17 protein-coding genes and 1 pseudogene are annotated in these 20099 nt (G+C 41.2%); 12 read left to right on the forward strand and 6 right to left on the reverse strand.

All coding sequences use genetic code 11. The features are described from left to right. Positions 1-36 precede the first annotated feature (36 nt). Both TY15_RS02085 and TY15_RS02090 read left to right on the forward strand, forming a co-directional pair. On the forward strand, positions 37-693 hold the full coding sequence (locus TY15_RS02085) for an amino acid ABC transporter permease (RefSeq protein ID WP_040206117.1): 657 nt from the start codon (positions 37-39) through the stop codon (positions 691-693). Then, positions 690-1412: an amino acid ABC transporter ATP-binding protein gene (locus TY15_RS02090; protein WP_040206119.1), complete on the forward strand. Its 723-nt coding sequence runs from the start codon at positions 690-692 to the stop codon at positions 1410-1412. The genes TY15_RS02085 and TY15_RS02090 overlap by 4 nt, the downstream gene beginning before the upstream one ends. Before the next feature lie 51 nt (positions 1413-1463). Here TY15_RS02090 and TY15_RS02095 read toward each other — a convergent pair whose 3' ends face one another. Beyond that, positions 1464-1973 carry a hypothetical protein gene (locus TY15_RS02095; protein WP_040206121.1) on the reverse strand — a complete coding sequence of 170 codons (510 nt, stop codon included), beginning with the start codon at positions 1971-1973 and terminating at the stop codon, positions 1464-1466. Between the two features lie 152 nt (positions 1974-2125). On the opposite strand from TY15_RS02095, the gene TY15_RS02100 reads away from it, so the two are divergent. Further along, entirely contained in the window at positions 2126-3805 is a 1680-nt protein-coding gene (locus TY15_RS02100) for an acyl-CoA dehydrogenase family protein (protein ID WP_040206123.1), read from the forward strand. 264 nt (positions 3806-4069) lie between these two features. Next, positions 4070-6823, forward strand: a complete 2754-nt coding sequence (locus TY15_RS02105; RefSeq protein ID WP_040206125.1) for a dynamin family protein — start codon at positions 4070-4072, stop codon at positions 6821-6823. Positions 6824-6990: 167 nt separating this feature from the next. On the opposite strand, the gene TY15_RS23420 is transcribed toward TY15_RS02105, so the two are convergent. The 3 genes from TY15_RS23420 to TY15_RS02120 all read right to left on the reverse strand — a co-directional run bounded on the left by TY15_RS23420 (position 6991) and on the right by TY15_RS02120 (position 9146). Further along, entirely contained in the window at positions 6991-7095 is a 105-nt protein-coding gene (locus tag TY15_RS23420; protein WP_040206126.1) for a YjcZ family sporulation protein, read from the reverse strand. A gap of 138 nt (positions 7096-7233) precedes the next feature. Next, positions 7234-8166: a glycerophosphodiester phosphodiesterase family protein gene (locus TY15_RS02115; protein WP_040206127.1), complete on the reverse strand. Its 933-nt coding sequence runs from the start codon at positions 8164-8166 to the stop codon at positions 7234-7236. A gap of 17 nt (positions 8167-8183) precedes the next feature. After that, complete coding sequence (locus TY15_RS02120; RefSeq protein WP_040206128.1) at positions 8184-9146, reverse strand: D-2-hydroxyacid dehydrogenase; 963 nt, start codon at positions 9144-9146, stop codon at positions 8184-8186. A 259-nt stretch (positions 9147-9405) separates the two neighbouring features. Here TY15_RS02120 and TY15_RS02125 point away from each other — a divergent pair, with 259 nt between their 5' ends. Further along, the gene (locus TY15_RS02125; RefSeq protein WP_040206129.1) at positions 9406-10173 is read left to right on the forward strand and encodes a 3-hydroxyacyl-CoA dehydrogenase; all 768 of its coding nucleotides are present in this window, start codon (positions 9406-9408) and stop codon (positions 10171-10173) included. 54 nt (positions 10174-10227) lie between these two features. Here TY15_RS02125 and TY15_RS02130 read toward each other — a convergent pair whose 3' ends face one another. Then, positions 10228-10434 (reverse strand): zinc ribbon domain-containing protein, encoded by a 207-nt coding sequence (locus tag TY15_RS02130; RefSeq protein ID WP_040206131.1) that lies wholly within the window; start codon positions 10432-10434, stop codon positions 10228-10230. Between the two features lie 178 nt (positions 10435-10612). Between TY15_RS02130 and TY15_RS02135 the strand changes: the two are divergent. The 4 genes and pseudogenes from TY15_RS02135 to TY15_RS02150 form a co-directional block, all read left to right on the forward strand. Then, positions 10613-11080 (forward strand): annotated as a pseudogene (locus TY15_RS02135) (response regulator transcription factor); the annotation flags it as partial. Then, a complete protein-coding gene (locus TY15_RS02140) occupies positions 11064-12911 on the forward strand; it encodes a sensor histidine kinase (protein WP_040206132.1) in 1848 nt (615 codons plus the stop codon). The pseudogene TY15_RS02135 and the gene TY15_RS02140, both read left to right, overlap by 17 nt. Before the next feature lie 16 nt (positions 12912-12927). Further along, positions 12928-13446: an RNA polymerase sigma factor gene (locus tag TY15_RS02145; RefSeq protein WP_040206133.1), complete on the forward strand. Its 519-nt coding sequence runs from the start codon at positions 12928-12930 to the stop codon at positions 13444-13446. 82 nt (positions 13447-13528) lie between these two features. Then, entirely contained in the window at positions 13529-13894 is a 366-nt protein-coding gene (locus tag TY15_RS02150; RefSeq protein WP_040206135.1) for a VOC family protein, read from the forward strand. Positions 13895-13977: 83 nt separating this feature from the next. Here the strand turns inward: TY15_RS02150 and TY15_RS02155 are convergent, their stop codons facing one another. Further along, on the reverse strand, positions 13978-15270 hold the full coding sequence (locus TY15_RS02155; protein ID WP_040206136.1) for a GDSL-type esterase/lipase family protein: 1293 nt from the start codon (positions 15268-15270) through the stop codon (positions 13978-13980). Between the two features lie 208 nt (positions 15271-15478). On the opposite strand from TY15_RS02155, the gene TY15_RS02160 reads away from it, so the two are divergent. From TY15_RS02160 to TY15_RS02170, 3 genes are all read left to right on the forward strand, one after another. Then, positions 15479-17224: a sigma-54-dependent Fis family transcriptional regulator gene (locus TY15_RS02160; RefSeq protein WP_040206137.1), complete on the forward strand. Its 1746-nt coding sequence runs from the start codon at positions 15479-15481 to the stop codon at positions 17222-17224. 159 nt (positions 17225-17383) lie between these two features. Then, positions 17384-18913, forward strand: coding sequence for an acyl-CoA synthetase (locus tag TY15_RS02165; RefSeq protein ID WP_040206139.1), 1530 nt, complete (start codon positions 17384-17386; stop codon positions 18911-18913). 32 nt (positions 18914-18945) lie between these two features. After that, positions 18946-20091: an acyl-CoA dehydrogenase family protein gene (locus TY15_RS02170; protein ID WP_040206141.1), complete on the forward strand. Its 1146-nt coding sequence runs from the start codon at positions 18946-18948 to the stop codon at positions 20089-20091. Positions 20092-20099 lie beyond the last annotated feature (8 nt).

Genomic DNA, 20099 nt, shown 5'->3' on the forward strand with positions numbered 1-20099 from the left:
GATTTATCCGCACCGTACAATGGAGGGCGATCGATAATGGATTTTAGATGGGATATTATTGTAGAGTACTCACCCTTACTTTTGAAGGGGACATTATTAACAATTGGTTTTTCACTCGCCAGCATTTTGATTGGGACAATCCTCGGTTTATTTATCGGATTAGGAAAAATGCTGCGAAATAAATGGTATGCCTTACCGTTTAAATGGTACATCAACTTTTTCCGTGGTACGCCATTAATGGTACAAATTTTATTAATCCATTTTGCTGTTGTACCGGCCTTCATAGGTACAACCAACGCCATAGCAGCAGCCATTCTAGCCCTGTCCTTAAACTCAGCTGCTTATGTGGCAGAAATCTTCCGGGCCGGGATTCAATCGATTGACAGGGGACAAATGGAAGCGGCCCGTTCACTTGGGATGACCCATGTACAAGCTATGAGGTATGTGATTTTGCCACAGGCACTAAAGCGGATGATTCCACCGCTAGGCAATGAATTTATTGTTCTTGTTAAGGATTCATCGCTGGCAGCCTTAATTGCTGCTCCAGAATTGATGTACTGGGGGAGAGCGATGCAAGGTCAATATATGCGCCCGTGGGAGCCGTATCTCTCCGCGGCTGTCATTTATCTTGTGTTAACGTTATCGTTAAACTACCTGTTAAACTATTTTGAAAAAAGGTGGGCAACCGAATGATCCAGGTGAAGAATTTAAAAAAATCATTTGGCAGTAACGAGGTGCTAAAGGACATTAATGTGACCGTCAAGCCGAAAGAGGTCGTTGTAGTAATTGGTCCATCTGGCTCTGGGAAATCAACATTTCTCCGCTGTATCAATATGTTAGAAACAATCACAGGTGGATCGGTGTTAATTGAAGGGGTCGACATAACTGATAAAAAAACCGATATCAATAAAATTCGCACCGAGGTTGGCATGGTGTTCCAGCAATTTAATCTTTTTCCCCATAAAAAGGTGATTGAAAACATCATGCTTGCTCCGATGAAGGTTAGAAATATTCCGGCCGAAGAGGCCAGAAAGAAGGGCTTAGAGCTGCTACGCAAAGTAGGCTTAGAGGATAAGGCCGATGCCTACCCAGATTCTTTATCTGGCGGACAAAAGCAGCGGGTTGCCATTGCCCGAGCACTTGCGATGGAACCGAACATTATGCTATTTGATGAACCGACATCTGCCCTCGATCCGGAAATGGTTGGAGAGGTTTTAGAGGTTATGAAGGAGCTTGCCAAGGAAGGGATGACAATGGTTGTCGTCACGCACGAAATGGGCTTTGCCAAAGAAGTGGGTGATCGCGTTATCTTTATGGATGGCGGTTTGATTGTCGAAGAGAAGGTTCCAAGTGAGTTATTTGATAACCCACAAGAGGAACGGACAAAGGCATTTTTAAGTAAGGTATTATAATGAAATTTTCTAAGGAGGGGATGACAATCGTCATCCCTTCTTTGTATCTCACTACACATCAAATTCAAATGTTTCCACAATTTTATCCGCTTTGATGCGATTTTGGCAAAGCTTAAATACTTGTTCAAAAAAAGCTTCAACTTCTGCTGCAATCGTTGGCAGTTTAATGTGGAGAGTTGTTGAACCAAACATTTGCTTGAAATAGGCTTTTCTCTGATCGTTTTTCCCATCCCGTTTAAATGGCTTGTAGGTCCAAAGGAGATGAAGGCCTTCCTCCAGTACTTGAATCTGCCGGATCTCTGCACAGGTTGTCGATTTGTCATGTGCATATATGACTAAATAAAAGTTCTGATTACGATGCCAATCAATGAATAGAAAATAATAGCCTGTTTCTGTTGCAGGTCTAAGCACTTCATAGGCAGCCAATGTACTTTTACCATTCGTCCATTGATGAAATTTCGGTAAGGTCCCTCCTCTTGTTTCAAGTTTCCGAATCTCATACGTTTCCGGTCTCGATTTTTCTATTAAATTGGATAGTGAAAGAGCGTGTTCCTTTTCCAATGCTATATTCTCCTTTAAGGGGTTTGTGTTCATTATACTTTGACGATAGGGGAAAAAGGAAGATGCTCAAATCATGGTTTAATGTATTCTTTACGCGAATAGAAGATGGTATACTTTAATTATTGATAATTCTGAAAAATAGGAGGAAGACGATGAATTTTTATAAAGAAGATTTACAGTTTCAATCCTTGTTAAAAGAATTACTAACTCCGGACTTTTTTCAATTCGCCGACAAGGAACTGACAGTGTTTGGTGAAAAATGTGCGACAGTGATGGATGAGCGAGCTAGATTTACCGATCGTGAGGGCCAGCCCCGCTTAATCAAATACGATGCCTATGGAGAAGATGTATCAACCGTCTGGGTAAATGAGGGCTACCGAAAATCGGTAGAAGAAACCTATAATACGGGAATTGTTGGCTATGTTCATAAGGATATTCCGGCACTTGGGGAGAAGGGGAATTATGTGTATTCCTATGCTCAAGGATATTTATTATCACAAACAGAGCCAGGGTTTTATTGTCCAGTCACCCTAACAATGGCCACCGCCTATTTATTAGACCATTATGCATCGGAAGAAATTAAGAAGAGATTTTTGCCTCATGTGATTTCGACAGGTGAAGTCCCGCTTTATGAAGGGGCGACATTTTTAACAGAGCGCCAAGGTGGCTCAGATGTAGGGGCCAATGAAACGAAAGCCGTTCCATTTAACGACCATTTTAAATTATATGGGGAAAAGTATTTTGCCTCCAATGCCGGAGCGTGTGGGGTAGCAATGGTGTTGGCCAGGAAAGAAGATGCCCCGTTAGGAACAAAAGGTCTGACATTATTTGCAGTGCCGTGGCGAACGGCAGATGGTTCGCTGAATGGCATTCGGATTCGTCGCTTGAAGGATAAGCTCGGTGTCAGGGCGGTTCCTTCTGCAGAGGTTGAATTTGATGGGGCAGAAGCTTATGTGGTGGGCGATCCTTCGAAAGGTTTTTACTATATGATGGAAGCGCTTAACCTGTCGAGAGTCTGTAATGCCGTTGCTTCCTTGGGGATTATGCGGAGGGCATTCCGTGAAGCCAAGGAATACGCCTTAAGAAGGGATGCTTTTGGGAGCAAGTTAGCCCAATATCCAATGGTGAAGGATACACTGACAAAGCTTGCTGCTAAATTAGAAATTGAAACACGAACCGTTTTTACCTACCTTCCTTTATTTGAACGAGTCATGAATAATAGCGCCAGCCAGCAAGAGTCAATCCTCAATCGTTTATATATCGCCCTATTGAAAAAGGAAACGGCTGAACAAGCGATACACTTTTCTCATGAAGCCATCGAAATGCACGGGGGAAATGGCTATATTGAGGATTTCGTCACGCCAAGATTATTGCGGGATGCTCAGGTGTTGACTGTCTGGGAGGGTACGGCTAATATTCTTGGCTTAGAGGTTCTCCGCTTAATCGAGAAGTTTAAAGCAGATGAACTCTTTGTGGCGGAAATGAATCGTCGCATCCAAAATATTAGCCAAGGGCTAGTACAATGGAGTAAACTGGTTAAAACTGGGTTAGAGCAATTACAACTATTAATCCAATCATTACGGACCGCTTCAGACGACCATAAAACCTTTCATTCAAAAAAAGTCGGTGAACTGATGGTCAAGATCTTGGAGAGTGTGGTCGCGCTTGAACAGGCCAGTAGCGGGGACCAACGTGCCATGAAGGTAATGGAGGTATTCATTGAGGAAACATGGAAGTCTCCTTATTCGTTCAATGATGACATGCGCACGGTCGCCTATTTTTCTGAGATTGTCTTAACGATCGTAAGCGGGAAGGCTGTGCCAACCCGGTAATCGACTTGCATAAGCCTGCCCAACATGTGCAGGCTTATTGACTTACGAAGTGGTGCCAACTACGAGAATGAACGTGGTTGGACGTCACTCTAACTGGCTGTTTGTCTTCAAAATGACATACAACTGACATCCATTTAAAAAATTCCTCTGATAGAATCGTAATAATTGAGACTTATATTTCATACATACGTCGAATAGTATAAGGAATAATTACGACTCTTTTCCATATGAATGACAGAGAGTGTTGTAATTGGAGGGAAAGAAATGACGATAGATAAGCAATTAATAGAGAAAACCTATTATCAAATGTTCATAAATGAGCATGAAAATATCCACCCGATTCGTGTCCTTGGGGATGTCTTTCAAGAAGAGGCCCAAAAGGATTTGCCTGATTTATCAGCGATTCGCTTTGCACAGGGAGAAGTGTATTTTCATCATAAAGATTATGAATCAGCCATTTTTAAATGGGAAAACATTATCAATGACCTCGAGCCGTGGGCAAAGAAAAATACGGCAGATGCTTATTATGAGTTAGGATTATTATCAACAGCTGAGGATATTTATTGTGCTATTCAAACAGATGATCCAACTTTAGCAACAGAAGTTGCTTTACAATTATTCTCACTCTATATTGAACGGGGAAAATTAGAGGCGGCTGTTTCGACGATTAAAAGGACGATCGTGGCCAATCCCGACTATCCAAATGTGACCGAAATCGCCCGAACCTATTTTGAGAGCCAACAGGATTGGAACAATGCGATTGAACTTGCCGTGAACGAAGCGAAACGGACGGAATCGTTGGAATGGTTTAACATTCTCAACACGTATGTCGAGAAGGGTGTAACCAAAAGTCATGCACCAAGTTATTTTCTTCAAGCGTTAATCCTGTTGTTTAACCTGGATAAAAAGATGTTTGAAATGCTTGTTACTTCATTATGGAATAGTTATCAGACGGAGGAATCGTATTTTTCATGGTTAAGTGAAATCAACCATTTAGTATTAAATCTTGAAGTCAATCGCGACAATACCTGGCATGTGCTGTCTACCTTCCATAAAGAAACCTTTTTTGGCTTAATTGAAGGACGGTATTATATTAAAATGCTTCAAGGTTTTATTCCAGACTTGTTAACGAATTGGCTGCGGTTAGCGGATGATGAAAATATTGTTTTAGCTTCAGCTGCTGTTCTATCATGGAATGAGCTGTTTCCAGCAAGCCTCAGTCTGTCGATTGTCAGTGAGGCAGAAGAGTTGATTGGTCTGACGGAAACAGAAATGGATGAGCTTGATGAGTGCCTGGCACTGTTTGATACGATCATGAAATGGGCCCAAGACCATGATATGGGCGAGAACTACCGCGTAAAATGGCTTGTCCATCAACTAGTTGATTTTGACACACAACATGTTCTCATTACCGGGCTAAGTGGAAGTGGGAAATCAACGTTTGTTAATACGGTTTTAGGGGAGGATCTACAAGATAGCCCTACGTCTTCGGTTGTCATGTTTAAAGATGCGGATGACCAGGAAATAACGGAAATTACCGATCGTGAGATTACTAGTTTATCTGGCTTTTCGGAATTCCAAGAGCGGATGGACCGCCGTCGCAATGCCTTAGAATCGATTATTGAATTTAAGAGTCCAAACTCATTTTTGCAGGAAAATCGAGTTGCCTTCATTGATACTCCTGGCTTAAAAGGAAACCATCATGACCGCTACGAAGTGTTAAGGAACTTACACGTGGCCGATACTATTTTATTTGTCCTTGATGCGAATGCTCCGTTTACCGATAAAGAACAAGCGGCATTGCAACAAATTCAAGAATTAGCACCAGATATTCCGGTTCATTTCCTGCTTTGTAAGATGGATACTATCACAGGTGAGCAGGAAGCTATCCGTATATATGATGAGACGAGATCGAAGATTCACGCTTATTTACCGGATGCTAGAGTGTTTGCTTTTTCTTCTCAATATGAACAAGGGCAGCAGCAAAAGGAAGTCAACGAGTTTCTTCAGTCGGTTAGCCGTCCAAGAAATATCGAGGATAAGCGTCTAGCCAAACTGCTTTATTTTATCCGCACGACGATTGCTAGCCTCTTACAAAAACGGATTGATGTTGAAAATCAACTAGTGGAATCGATACGCTGGAACGAAGAAATGCTCATGAAGTTAACAGGTGCAGTGAATCAATTGAAGGATACCGAAGTACAAAAAACAAAGACGATTAAAAAATCTTACCGTGCGATTAAGGATGAGATTGAGAAGGACCTTACTGATCATCTGCCAGAAATGCTCCAGTCATGTTCTGCATTAATCAAGGAAGATAGCAATTTCAGCAAGATCCATTTAGAGCTCAATGATGAAATGAATAACAGGCTTCAAGCATATTTAGAACAAACGGTCATGCCAAAATTCTACCGCTCGCTACAGGAATGGATTGAGGCGTGTAAAGAAGAGTTTAATCAAAGTCAGGAATTTTTATATGAGATGGGTGAAGGCTTTAATCAAATGTACGGGGAAGAGTGCCTCAAGCTCGATTGTGATTTTAAGGTGCTTGAAGATTGGCATCGGGATACAGACCGGATGACGAATCGATTCCAATTAGAAACCGTTAATATTCTCTTGCGCCGTACTCCGTCACAATTTTTATTAAAGAGTGCTGGGAAATTGTTTGGCGCCATTTCGCAAAATAAAGCAATTCTGTTTAATAAATACAAATCGTTTGTTGAAAATGAGGATTATTCTGAGGCAATGGCTGAAGTTAGTAAGCAATTCTTCCAGCCGTTTGAATTGTTTGAAAAATCATTGGAACGGGATATTGCTTTATTTTTCAAAAACCCATTGAATCTATTAAACCATTCGGTTGAAGAAGCGCGAACAGGCATTCAAACAAATCAAGATATGCTGACGAAAATGAATACCAATCCAGAAATGTTCCGCGATCCATTGACATTATTTGAAGTAAGACTTCGACAGTTCGAATGGATGACCGTGGCTGGTAAGGGAATGCAAACAATCTATTAAAGCTATATGAAAAGGGGGATGTCTGATGGCATCTCCCTTTTGACATTGTCTAGCCTCATGATTAGGATGATTTTGGCGAAATGCTGGAGTATGTAAAAAAGAAGCATGGTTGTACACGCTTCAAAAGGAATGTAAACCTGTCTTTTTGTGATGAAGTCAAGAAGGGATTAGTAACCTCCTCCCATGAAAGAGGCACCAATGATGATCAATAGGATGAAAAGGACAACAATTAAAGCAAAACTGTTTAAACCTCCAGATTCGTAACCAGACATAATCTATCACCTCCTTTTTAATGAGGTACTACATACTATGTTAAGAAGATATTTGTCGAAAGGGACAAGCATGGAATTATTGCGATGGTTAAAGTGGAAAGGGCCGCAACTGTGTGATGAGTTGCAGCCCTTTTTTTATTATTTTTGATTAAGTAACTTTAATAGTAAATCGGGTCGATTGGTCAAAATTCCATCAGCGCCGGCATCTAACAGCTTCTTCATCATTTTCGGATCATCAATCGTCCAATAGTGAATTTGCTGTCCGCGTCGGTGCGCACCTGTAATGAGCTTTTCGTCAGTCAAATCAAAACCGCTGTCTTTGGTCGGCAGTTGAAAAGAATCGGTTTGAGGCTGATAGAGATCTCGCAGAAAGAATTTATGGAAAACGACAAATTTGGTGACTTCTTGTTTTCCACCGGCTGTAGCAACCCGACCTTTTGCATATTGATTAAAAGTATCCAAGATCTCTTGGTCAAAGGAAGCTACTAAGAGTTTATCCTCCATCTTATACTTTTTTATTAGAACCCATAGTTTGGCGGACATTTCTTTGTATCGTTCTGGAGGATTATCATCTTTAATCTCCATCTCAATTCTCATATCTCCAAACTTCTGAAAAATTTCTTCCACGGTCGGGATCGTAACCCCTTTCCCGCGATAGCTGTAATTTCCATGTAGGTCTTTAAACTGATAGCCGGCATCGAGCTTTTGGATCTCCTCGAGCGTCATATCAGCGATCTTGCCATGTCCGTTAGTTGTTCGGTCCACAGACGGGTCATGAATGGCAACCAAGTAGCCATCCTTTGTGATATGGAGATCGGTTTCAATCACATCTACCCCCATATTGGCGGCATTCGTAAACGATGCCATCGTGTTTGACGGGGCAAGAAGTTCTCCGCCCTGATGCGCAATCACGAGTGGACGATCATTCTTGAAAAAGGGCTTCTCCTTGATTGGCTGAACCGGTACAAAGTTAATAGCGATTAAGAATATCAACAGTGCCGGAATGAGGTATTTAAAAAACGACCAAAGACGTTTTTTTTTCTTCGGTTTTTCGAGTGTTACTTGCTGCATACAAAATAGCTCCTTTACTAATAGCCTTTCGAATAACTAACGAGATTAATAGTTGGGGCTATCCCGGAAAGGTACGTTTTTAAGTTTGGGATGAGAATATTTTCCACGACACGCTGATTATAATGCTCGGTAGAACCTGCGGTATGTGGCGTCACAATGACGTTTTCCATTTCCCATAATGTACTATCCGCACTTAATGGCTCTTTTTCAAATACATCTAAGCCTGCGCCCGCAATGATGTCATCTTGTAATGCTTGAATGAGGTCATCTTCAACCACAATTTCCCCACGGCCGATATTAATAAAAAAGGCAGATGATTTCATTGCTTTAAACTGGGCAGCCGCAAATAAGTGGTGCGTTTCCTTTGTATGGGGCAAGGTTACCACCACATAATCACACTTTGGCAGTAAATGATTTAATTGATCTGGTGTGTACATTTCATCAATATGGTCGGCAGGTTGACCTGAGTGCCTGACACCAAGGACAGTCATCCCAAATGCCTTGGCAATTTTCGCTGTTTCTTTTCCAATGGCGCCGACACCAATAATCCCAATCGTTTTTTCATGCATTTCTAAATCCATATGGGCATGGTGCCATGTCTTGGTCTGCTGGTTTTTGACATATGTATGGATTTTTCTTGTTAAGCCGAGCATGAGGGCAAAAATAGTTTCAGAAATGGGAAAGGCGTGTACACCATTGGCACTGGTTAAGATAATCTCATTGTCTTGCAAGCTAGCAAGTGGTAAGGAATCTATTCCTGCACTCCAAGCTTGCAGCCACTTAAGCTTAGAATTCGGGCCAAGGCAGTATGCTTCAATCCCTTTTTTCCAGCCAGCAATAATTTCAGCATCCTTGGCATGCTCTTGCCAGATCTCTTTATCTTTGCTCACAATCACTTCCCAATCAGGAATGACGTTTTTTATTTGCTCCATCTGGCTTTGCTCCAAGTGATGTGTAATGACGAGTTTCCGTTTCTTCAATATTACCCCTCCATTCAAGATGTTGTTTCGTGTATCTAAAAATATCATACCGTATTTTTGCGAAAATTTTAACCATTTTTCTATCTCATCATTCATGCGTATCCCGTACAGAATTCGAGCAATTATTTTACCAAACTGTCCAATTCCTACACAGGTATAATTGAACCGATGTATTGTCGTTCGTCTTACCATCCGGTCATGGTTGGCATGATTCTTGCAAACTATCATCATGAAGAATGATTTAATAGGGGGAGTTTAGATGCAGATTCATACATGCAGAGCTATTGTCACGGGTGGGGCTTCAGGGTTAGGGGAGGCTTCGGTTCGAAGAATTGTGGAGGGTGGCGGTAAAGTCGTTATCATCGACCAGTCTGAAGAAAAAGGAGGAAAGCTCGTCACCGAATTAGGTGAAGCAGTCTTGTTTTTACGAGCTGATGTGACAAAAGAAGAGGAAATTCAGGAAGCGATTAATAAAGCAGTGGATTATATGGGTAGTGTGAATACAGTGATAAACTGTGCCGGGATTGGGATTGCCGAGAAGGTGCTTGCGAAGAAGGGGGTACATAATCTGGCTCTTTTTTCCCGCGTGATTCAGGTGAATTTAATCGGGACCTTTAACGTCATTCGACTGGCAACTGAGAAAATGGCCAGCAATGTAGGGAATGCTGAAAAAGAACAAGGAGTGATTATTAATACTGCTTCCGTTGCAGCCTATGATGGGCAAATTGGTCAGGCGGCTTATAGTGCCTCGAAGGGTGGAATTGTCGGGATGACCCTGCCGATTGCCAGGGAATTAGCCCGCTACGGAATCCGCGTCATGACCATCGCACCAGGACTCTTCCACACACCGATGTTTGATACACTTCCAGAAGAGGCGAGGGATGCACTTGGAAAAATGATCCCGTTTCCGCCAAGACTGGGGTATCCAAGCGAATATGCCCAGCTTGTTCAAAGTATTATCGAGAATCCAATGCTAAATGGTGAAACAATCCGCCTTGATGGAGCGATTCGTATGCAGCCGAAGTAAAGGGATGAAAGACAAAGGGAAACCCATAGATTCGGGCTTCCCTTAATTTTTTTATCAACCTCCAAAAAATAGATCGACGATATTGGAGGCAGTTGAGGTTTTCTTGTTATAAAACTCTGAGTATCCACAGTTTTTGCAAAAAACAACCGTGAAGGTATTGTGCTGCAGATCAAACATCTTTGACAAACCAGTACCTGTCATGGCTACATCCTTTGTCCCCGTATCTGTGCCCCCACATTTAATACAACCTTTATTACTCATTCTCTTCACTCCTCTTTTCCTTCTTTTTACATTTACGTTTTTTTAGATAAAAAGATTCATGATTTTCCATATACTCCATTCTAATCTTAAGAAAATTTTAAGATTTACCATATAGGAATGTTAAGATTTTCCGTTTACTATTATGATGATGATAGAACTGCTAGAAAGTTGGGTGAAAATGGAGCCATATTTTGTACTAGTTGTCGATGATGAGAAGGAAATCCGTGATGCGATAGAAATTTATTTGAAAAATGAAGGAATCACCGTCTTAAAGGCCCAGGATGGAATTGAAGCATTGGAGATTCTAAATGAACAGCAGGTCCATTTAATCATCTTAGATATCATGATGCCTCGGCTCGATGGAATTTCTACTACATATAAAATTCGTGAGAAGAAAAATATACCAATCATTGTTTTAAGTGCAAAGAGTGAAGACACCGATAAAATCTTAGGGCTGCAGGTCGGGGCTGATGATTATGTTACAAAGCCGTTCAATCCAATGGAACTGGTCGCCCGAGTGAAATCACAGCTTAGAAGGTATGTCACGTTTGGCACCTTTGAAGGCGTAAAGAAGGTAATTGATCTTAACGGCCTTACATTAGATCAAACGGCAAAAGAAGTGACAGTACATGGAGAGCCATACAAATAACTTTAAAAGCGATGAGTATGTGGAGCCAAAGGTCGTAAAAGAAAAAGAAAAACAGATAGAAGATTACTATAAAAAAAGGGAAACGTATCGAGCAGATTATCAAAGATATAAAGAAACCTTTCGTTATTATCTAAAAAATATCGAAACAGGTAAAGTCTATACTAATCTGAAAGAAGAAACAACAAAAGGGAATCTTAGTAAAAAAGACTCGCTTTTTGTAACCAAAACGATCGTATCAAGAGATGATGCAATCTATGGAGCTCATAAATTTGATGAGCCCGTTGATTCTCTTATTCCAACAGTGGCTGGGACATTTGAAGGACAAGTTTCCGTACCTGCTTCGCTATCGTCAAGCAATTTTATTATGGATGCATATGAAAATTATCGACAGAATCAAATGATTTTATTGTTTTTCTCCTTGACGGGTCTTTTTGCTTTTATTGGATGCCTACTGTTTTTTAAAAAATCGCAGGTCATTCCAGCGTCCGCAGAAAAATGGCGGCCTTATTATAATAAGATACCTATTGATATAAGGACGATTTTTTTCATCATAGCTATTATTGGAGCGTGCACCGCCATTATTGGTGTCAGCAGCCAAGTCATTTACGTATACCAAAGTACGTATGACCTTGTAGAGACGCTCGTCTGGTTGATTGCTGCTTCATATCTATCGGTACTCTTATTGATCCAGTGGGTGTACATCAAGTCGGAAATAAAAGATTGGCCCAATCTAAAAAAGCAATGGAAAAAAGCATTTTTTATTAAAGTTTTTAAGAGAATGAGAGGATTATTACAAAAATCCCGAGTGGGTTTAACAACGGCCTTTTTGAATCAAAGTACTGGAACCCAATTGTTTATTCTATTAGGGAGTGTCTTTTGCCTTGGATTAGCAGCTATGATGATTGTTATCCACCCTATTTTTGTTGTGCTCTATCTTCTTCTTCTAGCAGCAATTGGCATTCCATTGCTGATCATTTTGGTCAATAGAATCGGCTATTTTAACCAGATCGTGGAAAAAACGAATGCAATGGCTGCGGGTAAGCTGGGAGATAATTTGCCGCTGACAGGAAAATCGGTTTTGGCAGTACTTGCTGGTAATATTAATTTGTTAAAGCAAGGGGTAAAAACTTCGCAAAACGAGCAGGCAAAAAGTGAACGGCTGAAAACGGAGTTAATTACTAATGTAAGCCATGATCTACGGACTCCGCTCACCTCGATCATTACCTATACCGAACTGTTAAAAATAGAAGGTTTGTCAAAAGATGAGAAAACTGCCTATCTGGAAATTATTGATAGAAAGTCAAAGCGTTTGAAGGTGCTGATTGATGATTTATTTGAGGTATCGAAAATGGCAAGTGGCAATATTGAATTGAAAAAGGAAAAAGTTGATCTTGTCCAGCTATTACAGCAGGCACTTGGTGAATATGACGATACGATCAATGCTTCTAATCTGCAGTTTCGTGTAACAAAATCAGATAAGCCAGTTTACTCGTTCGTCGATGGACAAAAGCTATGGCGGGTTTTTGATAACTTAATTGGAAATATACTTAAATATTCCTTAGAGCACTCGCGCGTTTTTATTACCATATCATCAGCGAACGACCAGGCAGTGATTACCTTTAAGAATATTTCAAAGTACGAACTTAGTGAAAATAGTGAAGAGTTATTTGAACGGTTTAAGCGTGGTGATACATCACGGCATACGGAAGGCTCGGGGTTAGGGCTAGCGATTGCCCAGTCCATCGTCGACCTTCATGATGGAAGACTGGAGATTGAAACAGATGGTGATTTGTTTAAGGTAAACATTTCTCTAAAGCTAATGGAATAGCGAATACGGGGGGCTAATGGTGAACAAGGTTGATTTTTCAGAGGTATATAAAGAGTTTTATAAACGGCTCTTCCATATAAGCTATTCCATCACAAGGGATTTGCACCTTGCAGAGGATGTCGTTCAGGAAACGTTTATAAAAGCGATGAATAAAGTAGACACAATCGAAGATGCAAAGAAAGTGGGCGCTTGGTTATCTGTCATTGCCACCAGAACTGCGATTGATTTTGTCCGAAAAGAAAGAAAAACGAAAGCGATTTTGATGGAGCAGGACATGCTTGAATGCTTAGGGAAAGAAATGCAGCAAAACGTGGAGGAGGAAGTGGAATCAGGAATGTTGGCGGAGCAGGTTCATTGTGCTATCGGAAAGCTGACACATGAGTATCGGGATGTGCTCACGCTGAAAATAAGCCATGGGTTAAAAGAACATGAAATTGCCAGTATCCTTGATTTAAACCCAAGCACTGTAAAAACAAGAATTTATAGAGGAAGAAAACAACTAAAACTACTGTGTCTTAAACAAATAAGTGCTTAAGGAATGACAAAACGAGTTTGAGGACGAGAATCAGTTATGGTAAATTAGGGAAATAGGATATAACCATTGGGAGGAATGATGAATGAAAACTGCAAGTCCATACATATTTGTAGATGATTGCGAGAAAGTAATCGCGTATTACAAAGGTTTGTTTGGAGGCGAAATGACTAATGTTCAAAAAACAGATGACGGAAAGTGCTTGCACGCCGAACTACATCTAGGAAGCAGCATTATTCACTTTTCAGATACGTTTGGACAGACACATCAAGGGGATAACGTGCGAATCAGCTTAGAATGTGATAGCGAAGAAGAAATAAAAAGAGTATATGAGTCACTTAGCCAATCTGGAAAAATTACTGCCCCACTGCAGGATACGTTTTGGGGAGCAGTTCATGCAAATGTGGTTGATCAGTTTGGCATTGGCTGGCTGCTAAATTATCAAAAATAGGCACTGAATTATAAAAGTATGGAGTACTATTAACTCTGAAAAAGGTTAGGTCCCGAATGTCATGGACCTAACCTTTTTTTCACCTATTGGTATTTTCTTTTTCTAGCCTGTTGAATTCCCATAGAGGCCAAGCCTGCAAAAACGAGACCAAGACCGGTCATCAAATAGTTGTACATTGGTGATGCGGTATCTGGCAGTTCGTTTGAAGTTGCAGTTGTAGTTGTAGTAGCAGCTGGTGTGTGTGTCGTTGGTGCTGGACTGTTGGTATCCACTGGTTTTGGATTATTGCTAGAATCTGTTGGAATCGGGACTGGATTGTTTTCCGTGTTTCCTGGATTAGGGTTTGCTTCAACTGGTTTAATATTTTCAACCTTGATGGTTTTTACAGCCTTGGTGCCTTTGCTATCTCTGAGGTACACAGTATAAGTTCCATTTTTGCTAACTTGGAATTTGTTGTCAGTGATAGTGGTACCTGTCCCAACTGCTGCAAAATCCTCGATCGTCTTTTCACCTTCAAGCCATTGCAGGGCAAAAACTTTTTCTGCATCTGTAGAAACGGTGATTGTAACAGGGTCTTTGGTTGTTTCTGTCGTAGATGGGGTTAAATCAAGGGAAATTTCCCCTGGCGCAAGTAATGCTGTTGATAAGCCGGCAAGAGCCTGTTGTCCTGCCTCGTTCGAATGGACGTCACCTTTAGGGATTATATATTCTGCTTGCTTCCCTTTGAATGCCGAATAAGCATCCGCATAAAGCGATTGTGATTGAAGTGCAACAGCTTGGATTCCTGGATTTACTAATGGAAGAAATTGTTCGCCAATGGGATAAAGTGACGCTAAAGTATCCGAGAAAGGATTGTAAATATTGTAAATAATGACTTGTGCATCCGTATTTTGACCTTTAATTGTGCCCATGATCGAACCTAGGTTATTAAATAGTTTAGTAGAAATACTAGCAATCACTTGCCCAAAAGCTCCCGGGTCAACTGGTGCTGTTGGATTTGCAATGATCGCTCGGATGGCATCATTTTGTAAAAAATCATTGCTGCCAATATCCAGTGTAATCACATCTGCCTGTTTAATCACTTCGAGATTTTCAGGTTTTTGTATTTCTGCTAATAAACGTTCTGATGTCCATCCTGGGCCACTAATATTTTTGGAGACAACATAATTTCCATTTCCAATTAAATAAGGAAATGCCTTTTCAGATATAGGTTGAGTAGGGGATTTGTCCTCTCCAAGATTCCAACCGTATGTGATCGAATCTCCTAGTGATACTAGATTTGGTTTAACATCCGTTTCCGCAAAAACTAACGACGAGAAGCATGTACTTAAAAGTAACATGAGGGCAAATACAATAGGTAAGCGTTTAAATTTCAAAAAAATTCCTCCTTATTATGTAATTTCCTACAAATTTTATTATAATACCTCATTTTTCGAATCTTCAATAAAAATCATTCTACAAAATATGCAAAATGTCCTAGTAACATAGTATGGTTTTCATAGGTAATAGAGTGAAAAATTAAAATTTTGAAACAATCAGTAATTTTGATACAATTATTGTATATGAAAATTGAGGAGTGACGACATGCTCCAATTGAAAGATATTATGACCCCAATGGATTTCCAAGTCACTGAAGAAACGACCCTACATGAAGCCATTACCCTAATGCATGAAAAGAAGTGGAACCTCTTGCCCGTTACAAACTTAGCTCGGCAGTCTGTGGGGGTGTTTACCCGCAGCAGCCTCTATCAAATGGTCAGTGCAGCTTGTCCACTTACTACCCCGATTAAGCTATACATAAAAAATCAAGTTGAAACAATCATCATGACTACCCCTTATGAAAAAATTGAAGAAATCGTAAGTAAAAGTAAAGTTGGGACTGGTGTTGTCATAGATGAGAGTAATCGTGTCGTCGGCATGTTAACGAAAACAGATATGGTGATGTCCTTGCTCCAAACATCACAAGAATTACAAACGATCAAGAAATTAAAGCGGACGTTAGAGACAGCTATTGATTACGCCTTTGATGGAATCGTGATGACGGATGAAAAGAAGAAGATCCAAATGGTCAGCCCGCCCTTGCTAGAACTATTCAATCTTTCCTTGGAAGAAGTATTCGATCAACCGGCAGAAAAGGTATTGCCACATTTACATCTAGAACATGTTTATGAATCAGAAACAGCGGAGGTTAGCGGCTTCTTAGAAATAAAGGGAATAAAATATTTAGTACATCGAATTCCGATCCTTGAAAATGGAAAAGTTATTGGGGCGATCGGTAAGGTGATGTTCCGTCAATTAAATGAGGTGAGCGAATTATTCAAACAACTTCAAAAAGCAGAAAACAAAGCAAACTTCTATCACCAACAATATCAGAAAGCAGAGACTGCTCGCTTTAGATGGGAGGATATTGTCAGCAGAGATTCTCTTATGGAAAAATTAATAAAAAGCGGTGCAAAGGCAGCGAAGGGCAGGTCAACTGTGCTCATTCGCGGTGAAAGTGGAACAGGGAAGGAATTGTTTGCGCACGCCATTCATAATAGTAGTGCAAGAAGTGCTGGTCAATTTGTCGTGGTTAACTGTGCAGCTATCCCCGAAGACCTGCTAGAATCAGAGTTTTTCGGCTATGAGGAAGGAGCCTTTACTGGTGCCAAACAGAAGGGGAAACTGGGCAAGTTTGATTTGGCAAATGGGGGAACACTGTTCCTCGATGAAATTGGCGACATGTCGCTTTCCTTACAGGCAAAACTGCTGCGGGTCCTTCAAGAACGGGAATTTTACCGTGTCGGTGGAACAGCTAAGATCAAGGTAGATGTCCGAATTATTGCGGCAACGAACAGAAATCTGGAAGAAATGGTTCAAGAGAACTTGTTTAGAGAGGATCTATATTACCGTCTCAACGTCATTTCACTAAAAATCCCGCCGCTTCGTGAAAGGCTAATGGATACTGAATATTTAATCAGTCAGTTCATGATTGAATTTAATCAAATACTTGGTACTAGTATCACAGGAATTGAGAATCAAGCAAAAGACGTACTGCTTTGCTATGATTGGCCAGGAAATGTCAGGGAATTACGAAATGTCATGGAGCGGGCAATGACATTTGCTGAAAATGGAAAGATCAAGCTAGAGGATTTGCCTGATTATCTAGGTCAGCGGGAAAGGGGAACGGAATCTACTATTAATAGGACAATGGTTGAGACTGCCGAATTCGAAACGATTAAACGAGCGCTTATTCAGGTGGACGGAAATAAAGTGAAAGCCGCTAGATTACTAGGGATCAGTCGATCGGGATTATATGAAAAGATGAAAAAATATAATCTTCCAATTTAATAGGTGTCCATTTACTGAACACTTATTTGATAAGAATGTATGGATGAAACACAAAGTTGAACTGGTGGACGGTAAAACAGCTATAGGAACGGTTTTCGGAATATTGGCACAAAAATTGCAGGATGATGTGTGGACCATCATATCAAAGGAGGAACCCAAATGAATATCGGTAGTCTCTTGTCTCAGAGTGCCAGCAAGTTCCCTGAGCTCCTTGCAATCGAATGCGAAGGGAGAAGTTATACGTATCGCCAATTTAATGAAGAAGTAAACCAGCTGGCACATGGCCTGCTGCAATATGGGGTTAAAAAAGGCGACAAGCTTGCCTTGATGATGAAAAACTCTGATCATTATGTGTTTACCTTTTTTGCGGCTGCTAAAATCGGTGCGGTGGCTGTTCCTGTGAATTTTCGGTTAACGGCTTCGGAGGTTCACTATATTCTAGCGCAATCGGATACGGCGATTGTCGTCTGTGATAAAGAATTTGAAGCAACCATTACGGAGGCAAAAGAAGAAACCGATGTCCGCTTAGTGATCACAGTCGGTGAACCTGAAACGGAAGCGTTTTATGCATATGAAACAATCAAAACAGCGAATAGTAAAGAACCAGATGTTGAGGTAACTGAAAAGGATGATGTCGAAATTCTGTACACCTCTGGTACAACAGGGAGACCAAAGGGAGCACTCTTTGACCACGACCAAATTTTTAAAGTGGGGATTTCCGTCGTGATCAATATGGGGATTAGACCCCATGAGCGCATCCTCCATCTTGCGCCTCTCTTTCACTCAGCCCAGTTAAACCTGTTTCTGATTTCCGGTGTTGCCTTAGCGGCCACTCATATTATCCATCGTGACTTTCATCCAGTGAAAACACTTCAAGCGATTCAAGAACATAAAATCACCCATCTCTTTGCTGTACCGGCTATGTATAACTTTCTTCTCCAAGTCCCAAATGCAAGCGAGTATGATTTAACCTCAATTAAAAGAGTAGGATATGGGGCAGCACCAATGGCGCCAGAGCTAGTGAAAAAGAGCATTCAATTATTTAAAACCGATCAGTTTTATAATTTATGCGGCTTAACGGAGGCTGGGCCAGGTGGAATACTGCTTGATCCGGAAGGACATAGGCGTCATCTTGGCAAAGGGGGCAAACCGATTTTCATGACAGAAACAAGGGTTGTCAATGAAGAAGGTGAAGATGTCCTGCCAGGGGTGATTGGGGAATTTATTGTTCGCAGTCCGATGGTGATGAAGGAATATTATAAAAAGCCAGAGGAGACAAGGAGTACCTTGAAGGATGGATGGCTCTATACAGGCGATCTGGCCACGTTGGACGAAGAAGGCTATATCACCTTGGTCGACCGGAAAAAGGATATGATTATCTCCGGAGGGGAAAATGTTTATTCTGTCGAGGTGGAAGGGGTTTTATTCGAACATCCAGCAATCCTTGACGCCGCTATTATTGGTTTACCTGATGAGGTTTGGGGCGAAGCCGTCTGTGCTGTAATTGTGCCGAAGGAAGGGGCAGAGATTGATGAGCAAGAGTTACGCAACTTTTGCCGCCAAAAGCTAGCAGGCTATAAAGTGCCACGTAGAATATTTATGGAGCAGGAGCTCCCAAGAAACGCCTCTGGCAAAATATTAAAATATCAACTGCGTCAGAAAATGAGGAAAGTAAGTTCAAAAATGTAAGCGTTAGCATAAAGAAAGTGAGGTTTTTGAAAATGAAGCATCTCTACTTAAATGAGGACCATGAAATGTTCCGTCAGTCACTACGAAAGTTTTTAGAAAAAGAAGCCTACCCCTTTTATGATCAATGGGAGGAGGACAGGATGATTCCTCGTTCCTTTTGGAAGAAGATGGGTGAGCAGGGCTTTCTCTGTCCTGATATTGATGAGAAATACGGTGGAAGTGAAGTAGATTGGGGGTTTGCTGTTGTCATTAATGAAGAGCTAGAACGTGTGGGCTCAGGCTTAATTGGGATCGGCCTCCATAATGATATCGTCGTTCCCTACATTACCGCGTACGGCACCGAGGAGCAAAAGCAGCGTTGGCTGCCGAAATGTGTGACCGGTGATATCATTACTGCCATTGCGATGACAGAGCCTGGTACGGGTTCCGACTTGGCTAACATTAAGACAACGGCAAAGCTGGAGGGCGATCATTATATCGTAAATGGCCAAAAAACCTTCATCACAAACGGGATTCAATCTGATTTGATTGTTGTGGCGGTAAAGACAAATTTGCAGGCAGTCCCGAAACATAAGGGGGTCAGTCTCCTTGTGATTGAGCGAGATACGCAGGGATTCACGCGGGGCAGAAAGCTGAACAAAGTGGGCTTACATTCCCAGGATACAGCCGAATTAATTTTTGAGGACTGCCGTGTCCCGAAGGAGAACTTATTGGGAGAAGAAGGGAAAGGGTTCTTGTATTTAATGGAGAAACTCCAACAGGAACGACTCCTTGTGGCGATTGGGGCGCAAACGGCATCGGAAGTGATGCTGAAGATGACGATGGATTATGTAAAAAGTCGGGAAGCCTTTGGCAAGCCCGTCAGTCAATTCCAAAATACTCAGTTTAAACTGGTAGAAATGGCAACGGACATTGAAATGGGCAGGGCCTTTTTAGACCAGTTAATTGCAGAACATATTGAAGGGAAAAATGTGGTGACAAAGGTCTCAATGGCCAAATGGAAATTAACCGATATCGCCAAGCGCATCGCCACGGAATGTATGCAGCTTCATGGGGGCTATGGCTATATGGAAGAATACGAGATTGCGAGACGCTTCCGAGATATTCCGGTTTCCAGTATTTATGCTGGTACAAATGAAATTATGAAAACCATTATTGCAAAAAATTTAGGATTGTGAGGATGAAA

This window comes from Neobacillus jeddahensis, assembly GCF_000612625.1.
GTDB classification, from domain to species: domain Bacteria; phylum Bacillota; class Bacilli; order Bacillales; family Cytobacillaceae; genus Neobacillus; species Neobacillus jeddahensis.

Excerpts from the sequence above, each read along its gene's own strand:
- TY15_RS02085 (WP_040206117.1), top strand. The coding sequence starts at position 37 with ATGGATTTTAGATGGGATATTATTGTAGAGTACTCACCCTTACTTTTG.
- TY15_RS02090 (WP_040206119.1), top strand. The coding sequence starts at position 690 with ATGATCCAGGTGAAGAATTTAAAAAAATCATTTGGCAGTAACGAGGTG.
- TY15_RS02100 (WP_040206123.1), top strand. The coding sequence starts at position 2,126 with ATGAATTTTTATAAAGAAGATTTACAGTTTCAATCCTTGTTAAAAGAA.
- TY15_RS02105 (WP_040206125.1), top strand. The coding sequence starts at position 4,070 with ATGACGATAGATAAGCAATTAATAGAGAAAACCTATTATCAAATGTTC.
- TY15_RS23420 (WP_040206126.1), bottom strand. The coding sequence starts at position 7,095 with ATGTCTGGTTACGAATCTGGAGGTTTAAACAGTTTTGCTTTAATTGTT.
- TY15_RS02115 (WP_040206127.1), bottom strand. The coding sequence starts at position 8,166 with ATGCAGCAAGTAACACTCGAAAAACCGAAGAAAAAAAAACGTCTTTGG.
- TY15_RS02125 (WP_040206129.1), top strand. The coding sequence starts at position 9,406 with ATGCAGATTCATACATGCAGAGCTATTGTCACGGGTGGGGCTTCAGGG.
- TY15_RS02130 (WP_040206131.1), bottom strand. The coding sequence starts at position 10,434 with ATGAGTAATAAAGGTTGTATTAAATGTGGGGGCACAGATACGGGGACA.
- TY15_RS02140 (WP_040206132.1), top strand. The coding sequence starts at position 11,064 with ATGGAGAGCCATACAAATAACTTTAAAAGCGATGAGTATGTGGAGCCA.
- TY15_RS02145 (WP_040206133.1), top strand. The coding sequence starts at position 12,928 with ATGGTGAACAAGGTTGATTTTTCAGAGGTATATAAAGAGTTTTATAAA.
- TY15_RS02150 (WP_040206135.1), top strand. The coding sequence starts at position 13,529 with ATGAAAACTGCAAGTCCATACATATTTGTAGATGATTGCGAGAAAGTA.
- TY15_RS02160 (WP_040206137.1), top strand. The coding sequence starts at position 15,479 with ATGCTCCAATTGAAAGATATTATGACCCCAATGGATTTCCAAGTCACT.
- TY15_RS02165 (WP_040206139.1), top strand. The coding sequence starts at position 17,384 with ATGAATATCGGTAGTCTCTTGTCTCAGAGTGCCAGCAAGTTCCCTGAG.
- TY15_RS02170 (WP_040206141.1), top strand. The coding sequence starts at position 18,946 with ATGAAGCATCTCTACTTAAATGAGGACCATGAAATGTTCCGTCAGTCA.